General features: G+C 72.7%; 16 protein-coding genes. 4 read left to right on the top strand and 12 right to left on the bottom strand.

The features are described from left to right. Positions 1–24 precede the first annotated feature (24 nt). The 8 genes from K6T13_RS06815 to K6T13_RS06780 all read right to left on the bottom strand — a co-directional run bounded on the left by K6T13_RS06815 (position 25) and on the right by K6T13_RS06780 (position 8673). Entirely contained in the window at positions 25–423 is a 399-nt protein-coding gene (locus K6T13_RS06815) for a hypothetical protein (protein WP_222897747.1), read from the bottom strand. Between the two features lie 5 nt (positions 424–428). Next, entirely contained in the window at positions 429–1172 is a 744-nt protein-coding gene (locus K6T13_RS06810) for a hypothetical protein (protein WP_222897746.1), read from the bottom strand. Beyond that, on the bottom strand, positions 1169–1810 hold the full coding sequence (locus K6T13_RS06805) for a SatD family protein (RefSeq protein WP_249423973.1): 642 nt from the start codon (positions 1808–1810) through the stop codon (positions 1169–1171). Before K6T13_RS06805 ends, K6T13_RS06810 begins: the two co-directional genes overlap by 4 nt. 47 nt (positions 1811–1857) lie before the next feature. After that, positions 1858–2763, bottom strand: coding sequence for a universal stress protein (locus K6T13_RS06800; protein ID WP_222897745.1), 906 nt, complete (start codon positions 2761–2763; stop codon positions 1858–1860). 83 nt (positions 2764–2846) lie between these two features. Then, positions 2847–5819, bottom strand: a complete 2973-nt coding sequence (locus K6T13_RS06795; RefSeq protein WP_222897744.1) for a bifunctional [glutamine synthetase] adenylyltransferase/[glutamine synthetase]-adenylyl-L-tyrosine phosphorylase — start codon at positions 5817–5819, stop codon at positions 2847–2849. Between the two features lie 82 nt (positions 5820–5901). After that, a complete protein-coding gene (locus tag K6T13_RS06790) occupies positions 5902–6618 on the bottom strand; it encodes a type 1 glutamine amidotransferase (protein ID WP_222897743.1) in 717 nt (238 codons plus the stop codon). A 15-nt stretch (positions 6619–6633) separates the two neighbouring features. Beyond that, positions 6634–7971, bottom strand: a complete 1338-nt coding sequence (locus K6T13_RS06785; RefSeq protein WP_222897742.1) for a glutamine synthetase family protein — start codon at positions 7969–7971, stop codon at positions 6634–6636. 9 nt (positions 7972–7980) lie between these two features. Further along, on the bottom strand, positions 7981–8673 hold the full coding sequence (locus K6T13_RS06780) for a helix-turn-helix transcriptional regulator (RefSeq protein WP_222897741.1): 693 nt from the start codon (positions 8671–8673) through the stop codon (positions 7981–7983). A gap of 102 nt (positions 8674–8775) precedes the next feature. On the opposite strand from K6T13_RS06780, the gene K6T13_RS06775 reads away from it, so the two are divergent. Beyond that, complete coding sequence (locus K6T13_RS06775) at positions 8776–9234, top strand: hypothetical protein (RefSeq protein WP_222897740.1); 459 nt, start codon at positions 8776–8778, stop codon at positions 9232–9234. A 49-nt stretch (positions 9235–9283) separates the two neighbouring features. On the opposite strand, the gene K6T13_RS06770 is transcribed toward K6T13_RS06775, so the two are convergent. Next, entirely contained in the window at positions 9284–11308 is a 2025-nt protein-coding gene (locus tag K6T13_RS06770; protein ID WP_222897739.1) for an NAD(+) synthase, read from the bottom strand. Between the two features lie 104 nt (positions 11309–11412). Here K6T13_RS06770 and K6T13_RS06765 point away from each other — a divergent pair, with 104 nt between their 5' ends. Next, complete coding sequence (locus tag K6T13_RS06765; RefSeq protein WP_222897738.1) at positions 11413–11994, top strand: RNA polymerase sigma factor; 582 nt, start codon at positions 11413–11415, stop codon at positions 11992–11994. After that, positions 11991–12983, top strand: coding sequence for a hypothetical protein (locus tag K6T13_RS06760; protein WP_222897737.1), 993 nt, complete (start codon positions 11991–11993; stop codon positions 12981–12983). The genes K6T13_RS06765 and K6T13_RS06760 overlap by 4 nt, the downstream gene beginning before the upstream one ends. A gap of 3 nt (positions 12984–12986) precedes the next feature. Here the strand turns inward: K6T13_RS06760 and K6T13_RS06755 are convergent, their stop codons facing one another. Then, positions 12987–14210, bottom strand: a complete 1224-nt coding sequence (locus K6T13_RS06755) for a glucose-1-phosphate adenylyltransferase family protein (protein WP_222897736.1) — start codon at positions 14208–14210, stop codon at positions 12987–12989. Positions 14211–14338: 128 nt separating this feature from the next. On the opposite strand from K6T13_RS06755, the gene panB reads away from it, so the two are divergent. Then, positions 14339–15193, top strand: coding sequence for a 3-methyl-2-oxobutanoate hydroxymethyltransferase (gene panB / locus K6T13_RS06750; protein WP_222897735.1), 855 nt, complete (start codon positions 14339–14341; stop codon positions 15191–15193). Between the two features lie 28 nt (positions 15194–15221). Here the strand turns inward: panB and K6T13_RS06745 are convergent, their stop codons facing one another. Next, positions 15222–15731, bottom strand: coding sequence for a GNAT family N-acetyltransferase (locus K6T13_RS06745; protein WP_222897734.1), 510 nt, complete (start codon positions 15729–15731; stop codon positions 15222–15224). A gap of 66 nt (positions 15732–15797) precedes the next feature. Then, positions 15798–17297, bottom strand: coding sequence for an LVIVD repeat-containing protein (locus K6T13_RS06740; RefSeq protein ID WP_222897733.1), 1500 nt, complete (start codon positions 17295–17297; stop codon positions 15798–15800). Between the last annotated feature and the right edge of the window lie 4 nt (positions 17298–17301).

Here is a 17301-nt window from a genome sequence, read left to right as displayed (position 1 = left end):
CACTCACCCCAAAGGGGGGACGGGTCAGCGGTCGACGTGGTGGCGCAGCCGGCTGTGGAGGTCGTCGACCCGGTCGACGGTGAGCGTGGCTCCGGGGTGGCGCACCAGGCGTCCCGTCGGGTCGAGTGCCTTCACGGGCTCGTGGAACTGCACGCACACTGCCCGCTCGCCGTTGGTCGTGAAGGACACGCCCCGGTCGGTCAGCGAGAGGTGGGGCGGGCCCGCGGTCCGGTGCCACGCGAAGCCACCGGTGATGCTGACCTCGCGCACGTTGCTGGTGGGAGTGTCGAGCGACCACGGCCCGTAGCGCACGTGCAGCCGGTCCGCACTGAGCGTGACCCCACTCGTCAGGGGTGTGATGCCCAGCAGCAGGGCGGGCAGCCGGTAGGCGGGCGCGAACGCGAAGTCGAAGTGTTCCTCCATGCCCCTCATCCCATCAGGACCAGGGAGGTGAGCGGTATCAGCCAGCTCACGAAGCTGCCGACGAGGAAGTACTCGGTCACCTGGTGGATGCCGCTGCCCGGCACGTCCTCGTCGCGGGCGGCCTGCAGCTCCGGCCAGCGGAGCAGACCCTTGGCCGCCACCACGATCGCGGCGGCGGTGAGCTCGCCGGCGAGCCCGAGCCCCAGGATGAAGAGCCGCTCCATCGGACCGAGCAGCCGCCCGCCCTTGAGCCGGTACGACGGCACCTCCCGGCCGTGGACGCGGGCCGGACTGACGGTGCCGGTCGCGGTCAGGACCAGTCGCACGAGCACGTTGCCGGTCGATCCCTGGACGAGCAGGGCACCGAGCAGCAGCAACGCGCGGTCGGCGGGGAGGTCGGCGAGCACCGGGACGGGAGTGCGGTCCAGCCACGCGCCCAGGATCCCGTCTGCCTCGCCGGCCAGCGGCGAGGCCACCACCGCCAGGCCCAACCCGGCGGCGAGCACGACCAGCGGCGCTCCCGCCCGACCCGAGGCGAAGCCGCGGGTCACCGTCTGGCCCCACGCGACGACGACCGCACCCAGCACCAGCAGCGCCACCAGGTCACGCCACGTCCCGGGGTCGCCCAGCAGCCCGAGGACGATGAGCACGGTGGCGCCGACGGCCTCGGGGACGTGGCGCATCGGTCGTGCCGAGAACACCAGGTCGGTCGTGCCGATCCCGATCAGCAACAGGGCGATCCACGTCATCGCAGCTCTCCCAGGTCGGCGTCGAGGGTCAGGAGCATGCCGAGGCCATCGTGGCGGACCCGCTGGGAGATCGCGGAGGTGGACACGCCCTCTGCCTCGGCGATCTCACGCTGGGTCATGCCGGACAGCAGACCAGCGAGCACCGACAGCCCGCGGTCGGAGAGTCGTCCCACCATGGCGTCGCGCCCGACCAGCGCGGCGTTGACGGCGGCCGGCTCCACCCCGTCGACCCCGTCGGTCAAGCGGTACGCCGTCCGCAGGGTCCGGGTCGCCGCCCTGCCCTCGGCCCGCTCGACCGCGTCGATGGCGTCCCGGGCGGCCCACCACCCGGGACCGTCCTCGATCCGGCCCGGCCCCGACAACGCCTCCACCGGCCCGACCCCGACCCCGTGACGGGCGTCCGCGGCCGGCAGCAGCGCCAGACGCAGGGCGAGCGTCGCGCGCAGGGCCGCGCCCAGGTGCGGGAAGCTGCCCTGGTACTCGTCACCGACGGTGAGCCGCAGGTCGCCCTCGAACCGGTCGTTGACCCGTCGCAGGGCCCGCGAGACGTTAGCGTGGAGAGCCCGCCGGTCGACGCTGCGCCGGGAACCGACCAGGTCGCCGATGACGACCACAGCCGGTGACTTCATCCGCACCATGTGAAGAGTATATCTTCATTCCGGCCAGATGAAGCCAATCGCTACACTCAGGCTGACGCCCGGGTGGCCTGCTCCTCGCTTCCGTGCCGGTGCGGACCCGGCGGGAGGACCAGGACCGGTGTCGTGAGCCGGTGGATCAGCTCGCGCGCCGTGGATCCCAGGTGCCCGTGGACCGCCAGCAGGTGTCGGCGGCGTGGCAGCACCACGAGGTCGGCGTCTGCCGCGGCCTCGATCAGCACCTGTCCTGGATACCCGTGACGCACCTCGATGTCGACCTTCGTCTCCGGGTGAGCCTGCAGCGCGGCCTCGAGGACCTCCGTGACCGTGCGCTCACCCTCCTCCTCCCAGTCGCGGGAGTGCGTGCGCAGGGCCGCGATGTCGACGTACGGGTCGGGCACCACCCAGGAGTGCAGGGCCACCAGGGAGGCGCCCCGGGACGACAGGTCGGCGAGCGTCTCTCCGAGCGCGTCCACTCCGAGGGTCTCGGCGGTCACGCCGACGAGGACCGTGTCCAGCGGCCCAGCGGTCCATCCGGCCGGGACGACCGCCACCGGCGCGCTGCTGTGGGAGGACACCCCCACCGCCGTGCGCCCCGACCACGCCGCCAGCGGGCCACGGTGCCGGCCGCGACCGACCACCACCAGCTGGGCGTCTGCGGACGATGCGCAGAGCTCGCGAACCGGCGACCCGTGGCCGAGCCGGGTCGACACCTCGAGCTCGGGCGCCAGGTCGGCGACCAGCTCCTTGGCCTTCTGCAGGACCTGCTCACCGATCTCGCGGAACTCCAGGGCGCCGAGACTGCCGAGGGGACCCAGCGGCAGGTGGATCGGCACCACGTGGGCCAGCTGCAACCCGGCCCCCCGTCGCCGAGCCTCGGCCACCCCGAACGCGATGGCCGCCTCGTCGGCGGATCCGCCGACCGCCACCATGACTGGATTCTTCTCGTGTGCCATCACACACCTCCTGACCCCATCGTTCGGAGGCCGGTGGAGGGCCCACAGGGTCCAAGGTCCCGTGGACCCCGGGCCGGTGGGACTCACTCCCAGAAGATCCGCTCCACGACCGCGTGGGTACGCCGGGTGCGGCGCAGGTAGTCGTTGACCATCTCGTCCGAGCCGCCCGGCGGGTAGCCCATCGACACCGCCACCGCGGCCTTCTCCCGGGTGTCACGCGGCAGCTGGTCGACCGGCTTGCCGCGCACGAGCGTGCTGGCGTTGCGCACCCGGCTGACCGTCCGCCACCCGTCCGCGAGCACCTGGGCATCGGCGGCACCGATGAGGCCCGCCTCGAGGGCCGCGTCGATGGCCGGCAGCGTCTGCGGGGTGCGCAGCCCCGGCACATCGGCACCGTGGCGCAGCTGCAGCAGCTGCACCGTCCACTCGATGTCCGAGAGCCCGCCGCGGCCGAGCTTCAGGTGGGTGTTGCGGTCGGCGCCGCGGGGCAGCCGCTCGGTGTCCACGCGGGCCTTGATCCTGCGGATCTCGATCACGTCGTCCTCGCTCAGCCCCGCCTCGGGGTAGCGCAACGGGTCGATCAGCTCGGTGAACCGGCGCCGCAGGTCGCGGTCGCCCACGACCGCGTCCGCGCGCAGCAGTGCCTGGGCCTCCCAGACCCGTGACCACTTGGCGTAGTAGGCGCCGTAGGACTCCAGGCTGCGGACCAGCGGGCCCTGCTTGCCCTCCGGCCTGAGGTCCGCGTCGACGGCGAGCGTGGGGTCGGGCCCCGGCAGCGCCAGCAGCCGCCGCAGCTCGTTGGCCACGGCCACCGCCCACGAGCTCGCCTCCTGCTGGTCGACACCCGGGCGGGGGTCGTGGACGAAGAGGACGTCGGCGTCCGAGCCGTAGGACAGCTCGAAGCCGCCGTAGCGCCCCATCGCCACGATCGCCAGCGCGGTCGGCGGCTCGGCGGTGCCCCGTTGCTCCGACACCGCCCGGACCGCCACCTGCAGCGTCGCCTCGAGGGTGGCGTCGGTCAGGCGGGAGAGGCCCGCCCCCACGGCCTCGACCTCGGTCTCCCCGAGCAGCTCACCGGCGGCGATCCGCAGCAGCTCGCGGCGACGTACGGCGCGGACCGCCCGCGTCGCCTCCTCCGGGTCGTCGTGGCGGCCGGCGGTGGCCACCATCTCCTCGGCCAGCGCGTCGCTGCCCAGCGGCTCCAGCGACTCCCCCAGCATCTTCACGCCCTGCGGCTCGCGCTCCAGCAGGTCGCTGGCGTAGCGGGAGGTCGCGAGCAGGGTGGCCAGCCGCTGCGCCACCTGCCCCTCGTCGCGGAGGGTGGAGAGGTACCACGGGGTGTCGCCGAGCGCCTCGCTGATCCGCCGGAAGCCGAACAGGCCGGCGTCGGGGTCCGGCGCGTCGGCGAACCACTCCAGCATCGCCGGCAGCAGCGTGCGCTGGATCGAGGCCGTGCGCGTGACACCGGTGGTCAGGGCCTCGAGGTGGCGCAGCGCCGCCTTGGGGTCGGCGTACCCCAGCGCCGCCATCCGCGCGGTCGCGGCCTCGGGGGACAGCCGGGCGCCCTCGCCCGGGATCTTGGCGACCGCCGCCAGCAGCGGCCGGTAGAAGAGCTTCTCATGCAGCCGCCGGACCTCGCGCCGGTGGTGCGTCCACGCCTTCTCGAGCTCGCCGACCGGGTCCTTGACGTAGCCCATGCTGCGCGCCAGCCGGCGCAGCGCCGCCTCGTCGTCCGGCACGACGTGGGTCCGCCGCAGCTGGAAGAGCTGCATCCGGTGCTCGAGGGTGCGCAGGAAGGAGTACGCCGCGTGCATCGCCTCGCCGTCGGGCCGGCCCACGTAGCCGCGGGCGGTCAGGTCGTGGAGCGCGCTCAACGTGGTGGGGGCACGGACGGCGGGATCAGTGCGCCCGTGCACCAGCTGGAGCAGCTGGACGGCGAACTCGACGTCGCGCAGGCCGCCCGACCCGAGCTTGAGCTGCCGGGGGGCGTGGTGGGCGGGGATGTGGTCGAGGACCCGGCGCCGCATCGCCTGGACGTCCTCGACGAACCCCTCCCGCTCCGACGCCTGCCACACCAGCGGCTCGACCAGCTCCGCGTAGGCCCGGCCGAGCTCGGCGTCGCCGGCGACCGGCCGGGCCTTGAGGAGGGCCTGGAACTCCCACGTCTTGGCCCACCGCTCGTAGTAGCCGGCGTGGCTGGCGAGGGTGCGCACCAGCGGCCCGGCCTTGCCCTCGGGCCGCAGGTTGGCGTCGACCGGCCAGATCGTGCCCTCGGGAGTGTGGTCGGAGCAGATCCGCATCAGGTGGCCGGCGAGCTGGGTCGCGACCCGGGCAGCGGGCGCCTCCTCGACCCCGTCAGCCGGCTCGAAGACGAACACGACGTCCACGTCGGAGACGTAGTTGAGCTCGTGGCCGCCGCACTTGCCCATCGCGATCACGGCGAGCCGCGCGCGCCCGCTGTCCTCCCCGACCCGGGCGCGAGCGACGGCGAGCGCGGCCTCCAGCGTTCCGGCGGCGAGGTCGGAGAGCTCGGCCGCGGTGTCGTCCATGCCCTGGCCGTGGGCGAGGTCGCGCGCCGCGAGCCGCAGCAGCACCCTGCGGTACTCCACCCGGAGCGCGGCCACCGCCGCGGCGTCCGGCAGCGTCGCCACCGGCTCCGGGTCGTCCGGGTCGGCGCCGACGGCCGCGAGCAGGCTCGCCCGCACGGCGTACGCCGCCGCCCGGGTGGTGGCCAGGGACGGGTCGGCCAGCTCCCGCCACTGCTCCGGGTGCCGGCACAGGTGGTCGGCCAGCGCGGAGCTCGCCCCGAGCACCGACAGCAGCCGCAACGCCGAGTCCTCGTCGTCCCGCAGCGTGGTGACCAGCTGCTCGCGGTCCTCGACCGCCCCGCAGAGCCGCAGCAGGCCCGTCAGGGCGAGGTCGGGGTCGGCTGTCCGGCCGAGCGCACCCAGCAGGTCCTCCCCGTGCTCACCCAGCTCGCCCACGAGCTCGGCCGCCCGGCTGGCGTCGGCGAAGCCGACCTGGGCCAGGCGGGAGCGGACGCCGGCACGGTTCACACCGACACCGTAGCGATCCGCGAGGCCGGAGAGGCCGCCTGCCGGGCCCTGGCGAGGACCGGGGGCGGCGACGTCGGGCGGGTCAGTGGCTGCCGGCTCCCGCCAGCAGCGCCACGAAGCGGTCGGCCAGCGGTCGCCAGGCGTCGTCGAGCTCGTGACGGGCGTCGCGGATCTGGGCGATCAGCGCCTCCTGGTCGATGCCGCGGTGTAGGTGGTCGTCGCGGTCACCGGCCGCCCAGGAGGTGACCACCGGCTCGTCGACCTCGGGGTGCAGCTGGATCCCCCACGCCCGCCGCCCGAACCGGGCGACCTGCAGCTCGCCCTGCGCGGTCTCGGCGAGCGCCACGGCCCCCTCGGGCAGCCGGGTCACGATGTCGTGGTTCCACTGCACCCCGCGCACAGCGCCGTAGCCGGCCACGAGCTCGTCGTCCTCGGCGGCGGGCAGCCAGCCGACGTCGAAGAGCCCCACCTGCTGGCCGGGCGGGTTCGGCGCGACCGCCCCGCCCAGCGCCGAGGCGATCAGCTGGTGGCCGAGGCAGATGCCGAGCAGCGGGACCTCGCGCGCGATCGCGTCGCGGACCAGCTGCTTGAGCGGCGCCAGCCAGTGGTGGAGCTCGTCGTCGTCGGCGCCCATCGAGCCGCCCAGCACGACCAGCCCGTCGCAGCCGTCGAGGTCCGGCAGCTCGTCACCGGCCCAGGGCCGGCGTACGTCGAGCGTGGCACCCGCGTCGGTCAGCCAGGTGCCGACGTGGGCGGGTGGGCACTGCGCCTCGTGCTCGACGATCGCGATCACCGTCATCGTGGTCCCCGCCCGTCACATCACCGGCAGCATGCGGTCGCGCTCGAACGGCGAGACCTGGATGCGGTACTCCTCCCACTCCTTGCGCTTGTTGCGCAGGAAGTAGTCGAAGACGTGCTCGCCGAGCGCCTCCGCCAGCAGCTCGGAGCCCTCGGCGATGAGGATCGCGTCGTGCAGGCTCTTGGGCAGCGGCTCGATCCCGAGGCTCTGGCGCTCGCGGTCGGTCAGCGACCACATGTCGTCCTCGGCCTCACGCGGGAGGTCGTAGCCCTCGTCGATGCCCTTGATCCCGGCAGCCAGGATCACGGCGTAGGCGAGGTAGGGGTTGCAGCCGGAGTCGAGGGTGCGGATCTCGATGCGGGTCGACTGACCCTTGTTGGGCTTGTACATCGGCACCCGGATGGCCGCCGAACGGTTGTTGTGCCCCCAGCAGATGTAGGGCGGCGCCTCGTCGCCCGCCAGCAGCCGCTTGTAGCTGTTGACCCACTGGTTGGTCACCACGGAGATCTCGCTGGCGTGGCGCAGCACACCGGCGATGAACTGCCGCGCCGTCTTGGACAGCTGGTACTCCGCACCCGCCTCGTAGAAGGCGTTGCGGTCGCCCTCGAACAGGCTGACGTGGGTGTGCATGCCCGAGCCGGGGTGGGTCGTGAACGGCTTGGGCATGAAGCTGGCCCAGATCCCCTGGGAGAGCGCGACCTCACGCACGATGGTGCGGAAGGTCATGATGTTGTCGGCGGTCGAGAGCGCGTCGGCGTAGCGGAGGTCGATCTCCTGCTGCCCCGGGCCGCCCTCGTGGTGGCTGAACTCCACCGAGATCCCCATCGACTCCAGCATCGTGATCGCCTCGCGACGGAAGTCGGAGGTGCGTGACTGGGCGGTGTGGTCGAAGAAGCCGCTGCGGTCGACCGGCACGGGCTCGTCGCCGGGCCCCGGGCTGTCCTTGAAGAGGTAGAACTCGATCTCGGGGTGGGTGTAGAAGGTGAACCCGCGGTCGCCGGCTGCCTCCAGGTTGCGCTTGAGGACGTGACGCGGGTCGGCGTAGGACGGCGACCCGTCCGGCATCATGATGTCGCAGAACATCCGGGCGGTCGACGGACCCTCGCCCTTCCACGGCAACAGCTGGAAGGTGGAGGGGTCGGGCATCGCGAGCATGTCGGACTCGTAGACGCGGGCGAACCCCTCGACGGCCGAGCCGTCGAAGCCGATGCCCTCCTCGAAGGCGCCCTCGAGCTCGGCCGGGGCCACCGAGACCGACTTGAGGAACCCGAGCACGTCGGTGAACCAGAGCCGGACGAACCGGACGTCGCGCTCCTCGAGCGCCCGGAGCACGAAGTCTTCCTGCTTGCCCATGGCGCCAGCCTAGGGCCCGTCACCGTCGACCCGGACGCGGACACAGCAGCGGGACTGCTCCCGGTCGGGTGTCGCCGCGACGTCGGTGCAGCCGAGGGCGTCGACCACCGCACCGACGAAGGTCTGGTTCATGCCGCAGACCAGGTCGGCGTGGTCGCTGGCCAGCTGGCCGAACGGGCAGTTGCGCAGCGTCAGCTCCTCGCCGACCAGCGGCTCGTAGCCGAAGGGGGCGAGGACGGCGGCCACGCGCTCGAGGTCGTCACCGGCTCCGTCCACGCCCGACGCGGAGACCGCCCGCCCGCCCGCGGCGGTCGCGGCGTCCTGCACGGCGTCGGCCATCGGCGTACCGCCGAGACTCCGCTCGACGGCGTCGGCGAGGACGTCGCCGGCCAGGTCGTAGCGGCGGTGGGGCAGGCTGACCGAGACCTCCTTCCCGGACCGGCGGTAGAGCTTGGCCGGCCGGCCCGCGCCCGGGCCGGACCGCCCGGTGAGCCGCCGGAACTCGGTGACGAGCAGCCCCTCGTCCACGAGCCGGTCGAGGTGGTGCTTCGCGGTGTGGTGGGGGACGTCGATGCCGTCCGCGGCCTGGTCGCGGCTCACGGCGCCAGGTTGGTCGGCGACGAAGTGGTAGAGCGCCCGGCGCACGGGATCGGCCAGCGCGCCGAGCTTGGTGACGCGCCGCGCGAAGGTCTCGTCGGTCATGGCGGCTTTCTATCAGAGAGATCTCTTGCCGAAACAGTGCCGCAGGTCTACCGTCTAAATCAACCTCTCTTAGAAAGGGAGCTCCAGAAAGGAACACCTGCCATGGCTCTCACCCATGCCTGGCACGACTACGTCCACGACTTCCGGGACGAGATGCACGACCTGGCCACCATCACCCGGGTCGACGCCGCACGACAGGCCTACCTCGGGCTGTGGGCCACCGCGATGGCACTGCCGCTGCTCTTCGGCCTCGACCGCTTCGTCGGCGTGATGAACGAGGGCTGGAACGGGTATGTCGCGGGCTGGGCCGACAGCCTGCTGCCCGGTGGCGCCGGCGCCGCCATCGCCACCTTCGGCGTCGTGGAGCTCGTGCTCTTCGCCGCCGTCGCCGCGATGCCACGCATCGGCGGCGACCTGCTGGCCCTGTGGCTGGTCCTCCAGGCGATCAACCTCTTCGCCCTGGGCGACCTGCACTGGGTCGCCGTCGGCTGCCTCGGCCTCGCCGTCGCCTGCCTGGCGATGGCCCGGATGTCGACGGCCTACCACCACCGCGAGGGCTGACCCGGCGTCGGCCGTCCCGGCTCTCCGTCGTCACGCCGGGGCGGCCGCGTCAGCCGGTCGGGACGTCGCGCTCGATCTCGGCCAGCCAGGTGGTGCCGCTCGCGTCCGACGGCATCCGCCAGTCACCCCGCGGCGACATGGTCCCGCCCGGGCTGACCTTCGGGCCGTTCGGCAGCGCCGAGCGCTTGAACTGGTTGCCGAAGAACCGCCGTACGAAGACCACCAGCCAGTGACGCACCGTTGCCAGGTCGTACGTCGGCCGCTCCCCCTCCGGGAAGCCCGGGGGCCACTCCCCCGCGCCGGCGTCCCGCCAGGCGTGCCACGCGAGGAACGCGATCCGCCGGGGCCGGTGGCCGTGGCGGATCACGTGGTGGAGGGTGAAGTCCTGCAGCGCGTAGGGCCCGACCTGGTCCTCCGTCGACTGCTGCCCCCCGGGGACCAGCTCCGGGGTGATCTCGGCGTCGACGATCTCGGCCAGCACGTCGTTGGTGTCGTCCTCGAACTGGCGGGAGTCGATCACCCAGCGGATCAGGTGCTGGATCAAGGTCTTGGGCACGCCGGCATTGACCCCGTAGTGCGACATCTGGTCGCCCACCCCGTAGGTGCACCAGCCCAGCGCCAGCTCGGACAGGTCGCCGGTGCCGAGCACGATCCCCCGCCGGTGGTTGGCGATCCGGAACAGGTAGTCGGTGCGCAGCCCGGCCTGCACGTTCTCGAACGTCACGTCGTAGACGTCCTCGCCCTCGGCGAAGGGGTGGTCGAGGTCGGCCAGCATCTGCCGCGCCGCAGCGGTGATGTCGAGCTCCTCGAAGGTGACGCCGAGGCTCTTGGCCAGCCGGGTCGCCCGCGACCGGGTCTCCTCGCCCGTGGCGAAACCGGGCATCGTGAAGGCGTGGATGTCCTCGCGAGGGCGTCCGAGACGGTCCATCGCCTTGGCCGCCACGATCAGGGCGTGGGTCGAGTCGAGCCCACCGCTGACACCGATCACGACCTTCGGGTGCCCGATGGCGTGGAGCCGCTGCTCGAGACCCGACACCTGGATGTTGTACGCCTCGTAGCAGTCGTGCGCGAGCCGCTCGGGGTCGTCGGGCACGAAGGGGAACCGGTCGACCTTGCGACGCAGCCCGATGTCACCGGCCGGCGGCCTCAGCTCGAAGCGCACGCGCCGTACCTCGGGCACGTCGATCCCGCGGCGGTTGTCGTCGAAGGTCCCCTGCCGCAGCCGCTCCTGCCGGATCCGGTCGAGGTCGACGTCGACGACGCTGCGCCGCGGCCCCTCCGGGAAGCGCTCGCTCTCGGCGAGCAGCTCGCCGCACTCGTAGACCATCGTCTGCCCGTCCCAGGACAGGTCGGTCGTCGACTCCCCCTGCCCCGCCGCTGCGAAGACGTACGCCGCCAGGCACCGCGCGCTCGCGGAGCGCACGAGCAGCCGGCGGTCCTCGGCGCGGGCGATCGTGATCGGGCTGCCGGAGAGGTTGCACAGCACCGTCGCGCCGGCCAGCGCTGCCTGGGCGCTCGGTGGCACCGGCACCCACATGTCCTCGCAGACCTCGACGTGGACCGCCAGGCCCGGGACGTCGGCGGCCTCGAAGACCAGGTCGGGACCGAGCGGGGCCTCAGCACCGAGCAGGGTGATCGTGGACCCGCGCCGGTCGTCGCCCGGAGCGAACCAGCGGCGCTCGTAGAACTCTCGGTAGGTCGGCAGGTAGGACTTCGGCGCCACCCCGAGCACCCGGCCGCGGTGGATCACGACGGCACAGTTGAGGACCCGGGTGCCATGGACCAGGGGCGCGCCGACGACCACCACGGGCGTCAGGTCGGCCGTGGCCACCACCAGGGTCCCGATGGCCTCGAGGACGCCGTCGAGGAGCGCGTCCTGCAGCAGCAGGTCGTCGATGGCGTAGCCGCACAGCGAGAGCTCCGGGAAGACCGCGACGGCCACGCCGTCGTCGTGGCAGGCCCGCACCTGCTCGAGGACCGTCTCCGCGTTGCGCGCCGGGTCGGCGATCGCCACCGGGACCGTGCACGCGGCCACCCGGGCGAAACCCTGGTCGTAGGCGGAGTAGAAGTCCACGCTTCGAGTCTAGGGCGAGCCGGCCCGCGGGGCGGTCTCCCTGCACCGGTCCAGCCCACCACCGTGCCCGGTAAACCCGGACGCTCGTGGGACGACTCATGGGCATGAGGCAAGCCGGCCGGGAGGACGCGCTCACCACGGGGGTGGTTGTGACCGACGTCGAGGGCGGGCGTGAGCGCGGCGCGGACGTGGTCCGCGACCAGCTGCTGGACGTGCTGTTCCGGGAGCACTACCCGACCCTCCTGCGGCTTGCCGTCGTCATGCTGGGCGACCGCGGGGCGGCGGAGGACGCCGTCCAGGACGCGTTCGTCTCCTTGCACCGGCACTGGAAGCGGCTGCGCGACCACGACGCCGCCGCGGCGTACCTGCGCACGGCGGTGCTCAACCGCTGCCGCTCCTGGGTGCGCCGCGAGGTCGTCCGACGCGCGGCCCGTCCGCTGCGGGTCCTCCCGGACCCACCCCCGGACCCCGAGGACGCCGCGCTCGCCCACGAGCGGGCCGGATCGGTCGTCGCCCAGATGCGCACGCTGCCCGCCCGGCAGCGCGACGTGCTGGCGTGCCGGTTCGTCCTCGAGCTCTCCGTGGAGGAGACCGCCCAGCTGCTCGAGATCGGGGAGGGCACGGTCAAGGCCCACACCCACCGCGGTCTCCGAGCCCTGCAAAAGAGGATCGAGGTGGCCCCATGAGCACCGTGGCGGAGCGGCTGCGCCGGGACATCGAGGCAGTCATCGAGGAGGTCGTCGTGACCGATCACGACGTGCGCGAGGCTCGCGCAGCAGTGGAGGAGCACGCGGAGGCACGGTCCCGCCGGGACCGCCGTCTCGCGGTGGCGGGGGTGGCCACGGCGGCGGCCGCGATCACCGTCGTCGCCGTCGTCGCGGCCGGGGTGCTCTCGCCCGACCGGGAACCGGAACCCACGGGACCCGCACCCACCGACCCCGGGGCGCTCAGCGGGCTGCTCCCGGGTCAGCAACCCACCACCGACCTGCTGACGGGCGTGTGGCGGAAGGACGACGACGTGCTGCTCGTGCGCTTCCTGCCGGGCGGCGAGGTGAGGCTCGACAGCGAGGGGACCCTCTTCGCCGACGGGCGGCCGAGTGCGGGCCGCTACGAGATCGACGGCGACACCGTCACGGTGCGCATGGCCGAGGACAGCACCGACTGCGCCGGGGAGTCCTTCGCCATGGGGGCCGTCGTGCCCCGACCCGGCACCATGCAGCTGATCTTCACCTCCGAGGCCACGGGCAGCTGCCTCGCCGAACCGGGCGAGGAGTGGCGGCTGGAGCAGATCCTGCCGACCTCGACGCTCTACGACGGCTACGAGTTCAGCGGCACCGGCGAGAGCTGGCCGGCGCCCACCGCCTCCCAGCTGCACGGCGTCTGGTACCTCGAGGGTGGCGGCCACCTGGTCCAGCTCACCGCCGACGGCCAGTACGTCGTGGTCGACGGGACCGCCGAGGCGGCCGACCGGGGCCGGTGGACCTGGCAGCAGGCGGGTGCCTCGCTCACGCTGACCAGCTCGGACGCGTCGGCCTCCTGCGACGCGGGCGACCGGCTGGTGCTGCGCGAGGCCGGCCTCACGGAGATCGGCGGGCCCAACCTGCAGAGCACCATCGAGGGGAACACCTGTCGGGCGCCGTGGGCCGTCGACCGCTGGGTGCGGCTCTCTCCGTGACTCTCAGGCGCGGGTGCCGGGCTCCAGCCTGGCCCCCGCGCCGACGTCCGCGCCCGGTGTCACCTCGCTGTCACGGCCCACGAGGGTGACCTGGTCGCTGTCGGCGAGGTCGGCGGCCTCCGACCCGACGGTGGCGCCGTCGCCGATGCGACAGCCGGTGTCGACGATGGATTCGGTGACCTGCGCTCCCCTGTCGAGGCGGACGTCGGCGAACACGACCGAGTCGGTGACGCACGCGCCGGGCTCGACGACCACCCCGGGACCCAGCACGCTGCGGACCACCGTGCCGGCCACCCGGCAGCCCGAGCTCACCAGGCTGTCCACCACCTGTGACCCATCCAGCAGCCGGGCCGCCGACCGTTGCGGGTGCTGGGTGAGGATCGGCCACACCGGGTCGTTGAGGACGCCGAGGTCGTCGGTCAGCAGCTCGCGGTGCGCGCGCAGGTAGAGGTGAGGCTGGCCCAGGTCCCGCCAGTAGCCCGGCAGCGGCAGCGCGCCGGTCCGCCCGCGCGAGACCATCCGCGGCAGCAGGTGCTCGCCGTAGTCGCCGAGCCCGCTGTCACCCCGGTCGGCGTCTGCCCCGAGCTCGCCGTGCAGCTCTTCCAGCACCTCGAGCAGCGTGTCCGGCCGGTAGGCGAACAGCTCCGCGGCCACCGTTCCGGACGTGGGTGACTCCGGCTTGTAGTCCACGCCGACCACCCGGTCGCCGTCGACGTCGAGCACCGCGAAGTCCCCGGCCTCCGACACGTCGACCTCGGTGGTGACCACCGTGCACTCGTTGCCGCGCTCGAGGTGCTCGGCGACCAGGTCGCGGAAGTCGAACCGGTAGACGTGGTCGGAGCTGAGCAGCAGCAGCACCTCCGGGTCGCGCTGGTGGAGCTCGCGGCGCAGCTTGAGCAGCCCGTCGGCGTTCCCCGTGGCGAAGCCGTCCTCGTCGGGGCTGCCCGCGCCCTGCTGCGGCATCAGCAGCCGCAGCCCGCCACGGTTGCGGTCGAGGTCCCAGGGCCGGCCGTTGGCGACCTGCTCCTCCAGGGAGGCGCCCTGGTACTGCACCGAGAGCCACACGTCGGTGATGCCGCTGTGGCTGAGGTTCGACAGCGGGAAGTCGACGAGCTGGTAGACGCCTGCCACGGGGAGCGCCGGCTTGGTCCGCTCCCGCGTCAGCACGTCCATCCGGTTGCCCGCTCCCCCGGCCTGGACGATCGCGAGGACGTCGGGTTGCTGCATCGTGGTCCGCCCCGTTCCGGCGGCTCGACGCGACCCGCCCTGGCGGCATGGTGCCACGCCGCCGACCCCCGTGGCGGTGGTGAGGCAGGCCACATCACGCGGGTCCGGCGCAGGTCTAGCCTGATGGCATGAGCGACGAGCAGCCCGCGCCCTACGGCATCGGTCCTCAGCAGGGTGCGACGACGCCGGTGAAGCGGGTCCGCACCCACCACCTCCGTGAGATGAAGGAGCGCGGCGAGAAGTTCACGATGCTCACCGCCTACGAGCAGTACGCCGCGGCCACCTTCGACGAGGCCGGCATCGACGTGCTGCTGGTCGGCGACAGCGCCAGCAACAACGTCTACGGCAACGAGACCTCGCTGCCGGTGACCGTCGACGAGCTGATCCCGCTGACCCGGGCGGTGTCACGCTCGGTGAAGCGCAGCCTCGTCGTCGGCGACCTCCCCTTCGGGTCCTACCAGGCCTCGCCCGAGCAGGCCTACCTGACGTCGGTGCGCTTCATGAAGGAGGGCGGCGCCCACTGCGTCAAGCTCGAGGGCGGGGTCGAGATGGTGCCCCAGATCGAGAAGCTGACCCGCGGCGGCATCCCGGTGATGGCGCACGTCGGGTTCACCCCGCAGAGCGAGCACGCCCTCGGCGGCTACCGGGTGCAGGGGCGTGGCGACGCCGCCGACCGCGTGCTCCGCGACGCCCGCGCCGTCCAGGACGCCGGCGCCTTCGCCGTGGTCATGGAGATGGTGCCCGGCGACGTGGCCGGCCAGGTCACCAAGGAGCTCGAGATCCCCACCATCGGCATCGGCGCCGGCAAGGACTGTGACGGCCAGGTGCTCGTCTGGCAGGACGCCTTTGGACTGCGGACCGGCAAGATGGCCCGCTTCGTCAAGCAGTACGCCGACGTCCACGGCGTCCTGCTCGAGGCCGCCCGCGCCTACGCCGACGACGTGAAGGCCGGCACGTTCCCCGGCCCCGAGCACACCTTCTGAGGCTGGCGGTCCAGGCGGCGGGCGGCGGTCAGAGCCGCCGGGTCGCCACGAGGTTCGTGCCGTGGCCCGTCTCCTCGCGCTCGGTCTCGGTGAACCCGACCTTCGCCAGCACCCGCCGGGAGGCGGTGTTCCACTCCCAGACGGTGGCCCACAGTCGCCGGTGTCCCGCCGAGCGTGCCCAGTCGAGCACCGCCCACGAAGCCTCCGTGGCGTACCCGCGTCCCCATGACCAGCGGAGGAGCTCGAAGGCCAGCTCCGGCTCCTGCACGCCGCGTCCGCTGTCGACGAGGCCGCAGTAGCCGACCACGTCCCCGTCGGACCTGCGCTCGACGGCCAGCAGGCCGACGGCGGACGACTGCTCGTCCCGGATGGCCGCCTCGAAGCTGGCGACCGGCGGGTTCCCGTCGGCGGCGATGCGGCGGCCGGGCGGCACCCGAGGATCGCGTTCGGTCCACAGCTCCCGCCGGAGCGCTGCCTCCGACTCCCGCCAGCGTCGCAGGAGCAGGCGCTCCGTCGTCAGCACGAGCTCGTCGGCCACCACGAGGTCACGACGTCAGGCGAACCGCGCGTCAACGCACGCGGTCGCCTGACGTCTTGGCTGCGGTCAGCCGTCCTGGCGCAGCCGGCGGCGGATCAGCCCGACCACCACGATCGCCGGCAGCAGCACCGCCAGCGGCGCGAGGGCGCGAGCCTGCTGCGACTGCTTCCGCGGCGCGACGTCCTTCGGCTTCAGCGGTGCGACCTTGCGGTCCTGCAGCCCCTTGAAGCGGAACACGTCGAACCCGCGGACCAGGTCGTTGGCGTAGCCGAAGAACGAGCCGTCGCGGCGGATCTTGTTGGTCTTGAACGACCACGCGTCGGAGTCGGCGAAGACGTAGTTGCCGACCTCCTTCATGCCGATGCCGTCACCGAGGGCGATGTCGGTGGCCGAGCCCTGGTAGGTCGCGAGCCCGGCGATGTCGAGCACGCGGACGCCCTGGGCGTACCAGGCGATCGTCATCATCTTCTGGCGCTCGTAGATGCGCAGCACGTGGGAGGTGCAGGTGGCGCCCGCCTGGACCTGCGCCGCGGGGATGAACCAGGCACCGAGCTTCTCGGGCGACTGCTCCTTCTTCCCGGTGATGTCGTAGACGTGGAGGCCACCGCCCGGGCACTCGGCGCTCGCGGCCGCGCCGGCCCGCTCGTCGGTGATGATCAGCAGCTCGCGCCAGGTGCCGTTGGGGCGCTGCACCCGGAACGGGTCGGACTGGTGCACCACGTTGATGGTCGGGTCGACGATCTTGCTGATCAGCTCCGGCCGGCGGGGGTCGGAGGTGTCGAGCACGAGGGTCTGCGACAGCGCGGCGACGTACGCGCGGTCACCGCTGCTGTCGAAGGTGATGTCGTGCGACTCCGTTCCGAGCGACCCGGGGGTGAAGGGCAGCTCGTAGTCGACGACCTTCTTGGGGTCCAGCGGGTTGCGGACGTCGTAGATCGTGACGTTGGGGACCTTGCCGGAGGTGTAGAGGTCGGAGTTGGAGTTGTAGAGGTAGTCGCCACTCGGGTGCAGCGTCATGTTGTGGGAGCCCTGCGGGACCGGCAGGAAGCTCAGCGACTGCGGGTTGCTGGGCGAGGTGATGTCGACCAGCACGGTGCCGGCGTCGCTGGGCTCGAGCTGCAGGTCGCGGCCGCACTGCGACTGGGCGCCCTCGGCGCGCACGGTGCCGTCGGCCGTGTAGCTGGCCAGCACCCGGCCACCGGTCCGCCAGACCTGGATGTCGCCCTGGCTGATGGCGCAGTCGTAGACGGCCACCTTGCGTGGGTTGCGGGGCTTGGTGATGTCGATGATCTGCATGCCCTTGCGGAGCGTCCCGGCCAGCGCGTACTCCTTGCGCCCGAGCCGCACGAACTCGATGTCCGAGCCGTTCTGGACCCCGCCGGTCTCGTCGTACTGCAGGTTGGCCACGAACTCCATCCGCTTGCCCTGGCCCTGCGTCTCCACCTCGATCCCGCGGGTGTTGGTGGCGACGTCGCCGTCACCGTGGCCGGAGGCCGGTGGCGCGACGAGCACCAGGCTGGCGAGCACTGATGCGGCGGCAAGGCGTGCGAGGGCGTTCGTGGGCATGGAA

It is taken from the genome of Nocardioides coralli, from assembly GCF_019880385.1.
GTDB lineage: Bacteria > Actinomycetota > Actinomycetes > Propionibacteriales > Nocardioidaceae > Nocardioides > Nocardioides coralli.
Note: the sequence above shows the minus strand (reverse complement) of the source record. Positions and strands in the feature narration are given on the sequence as shown.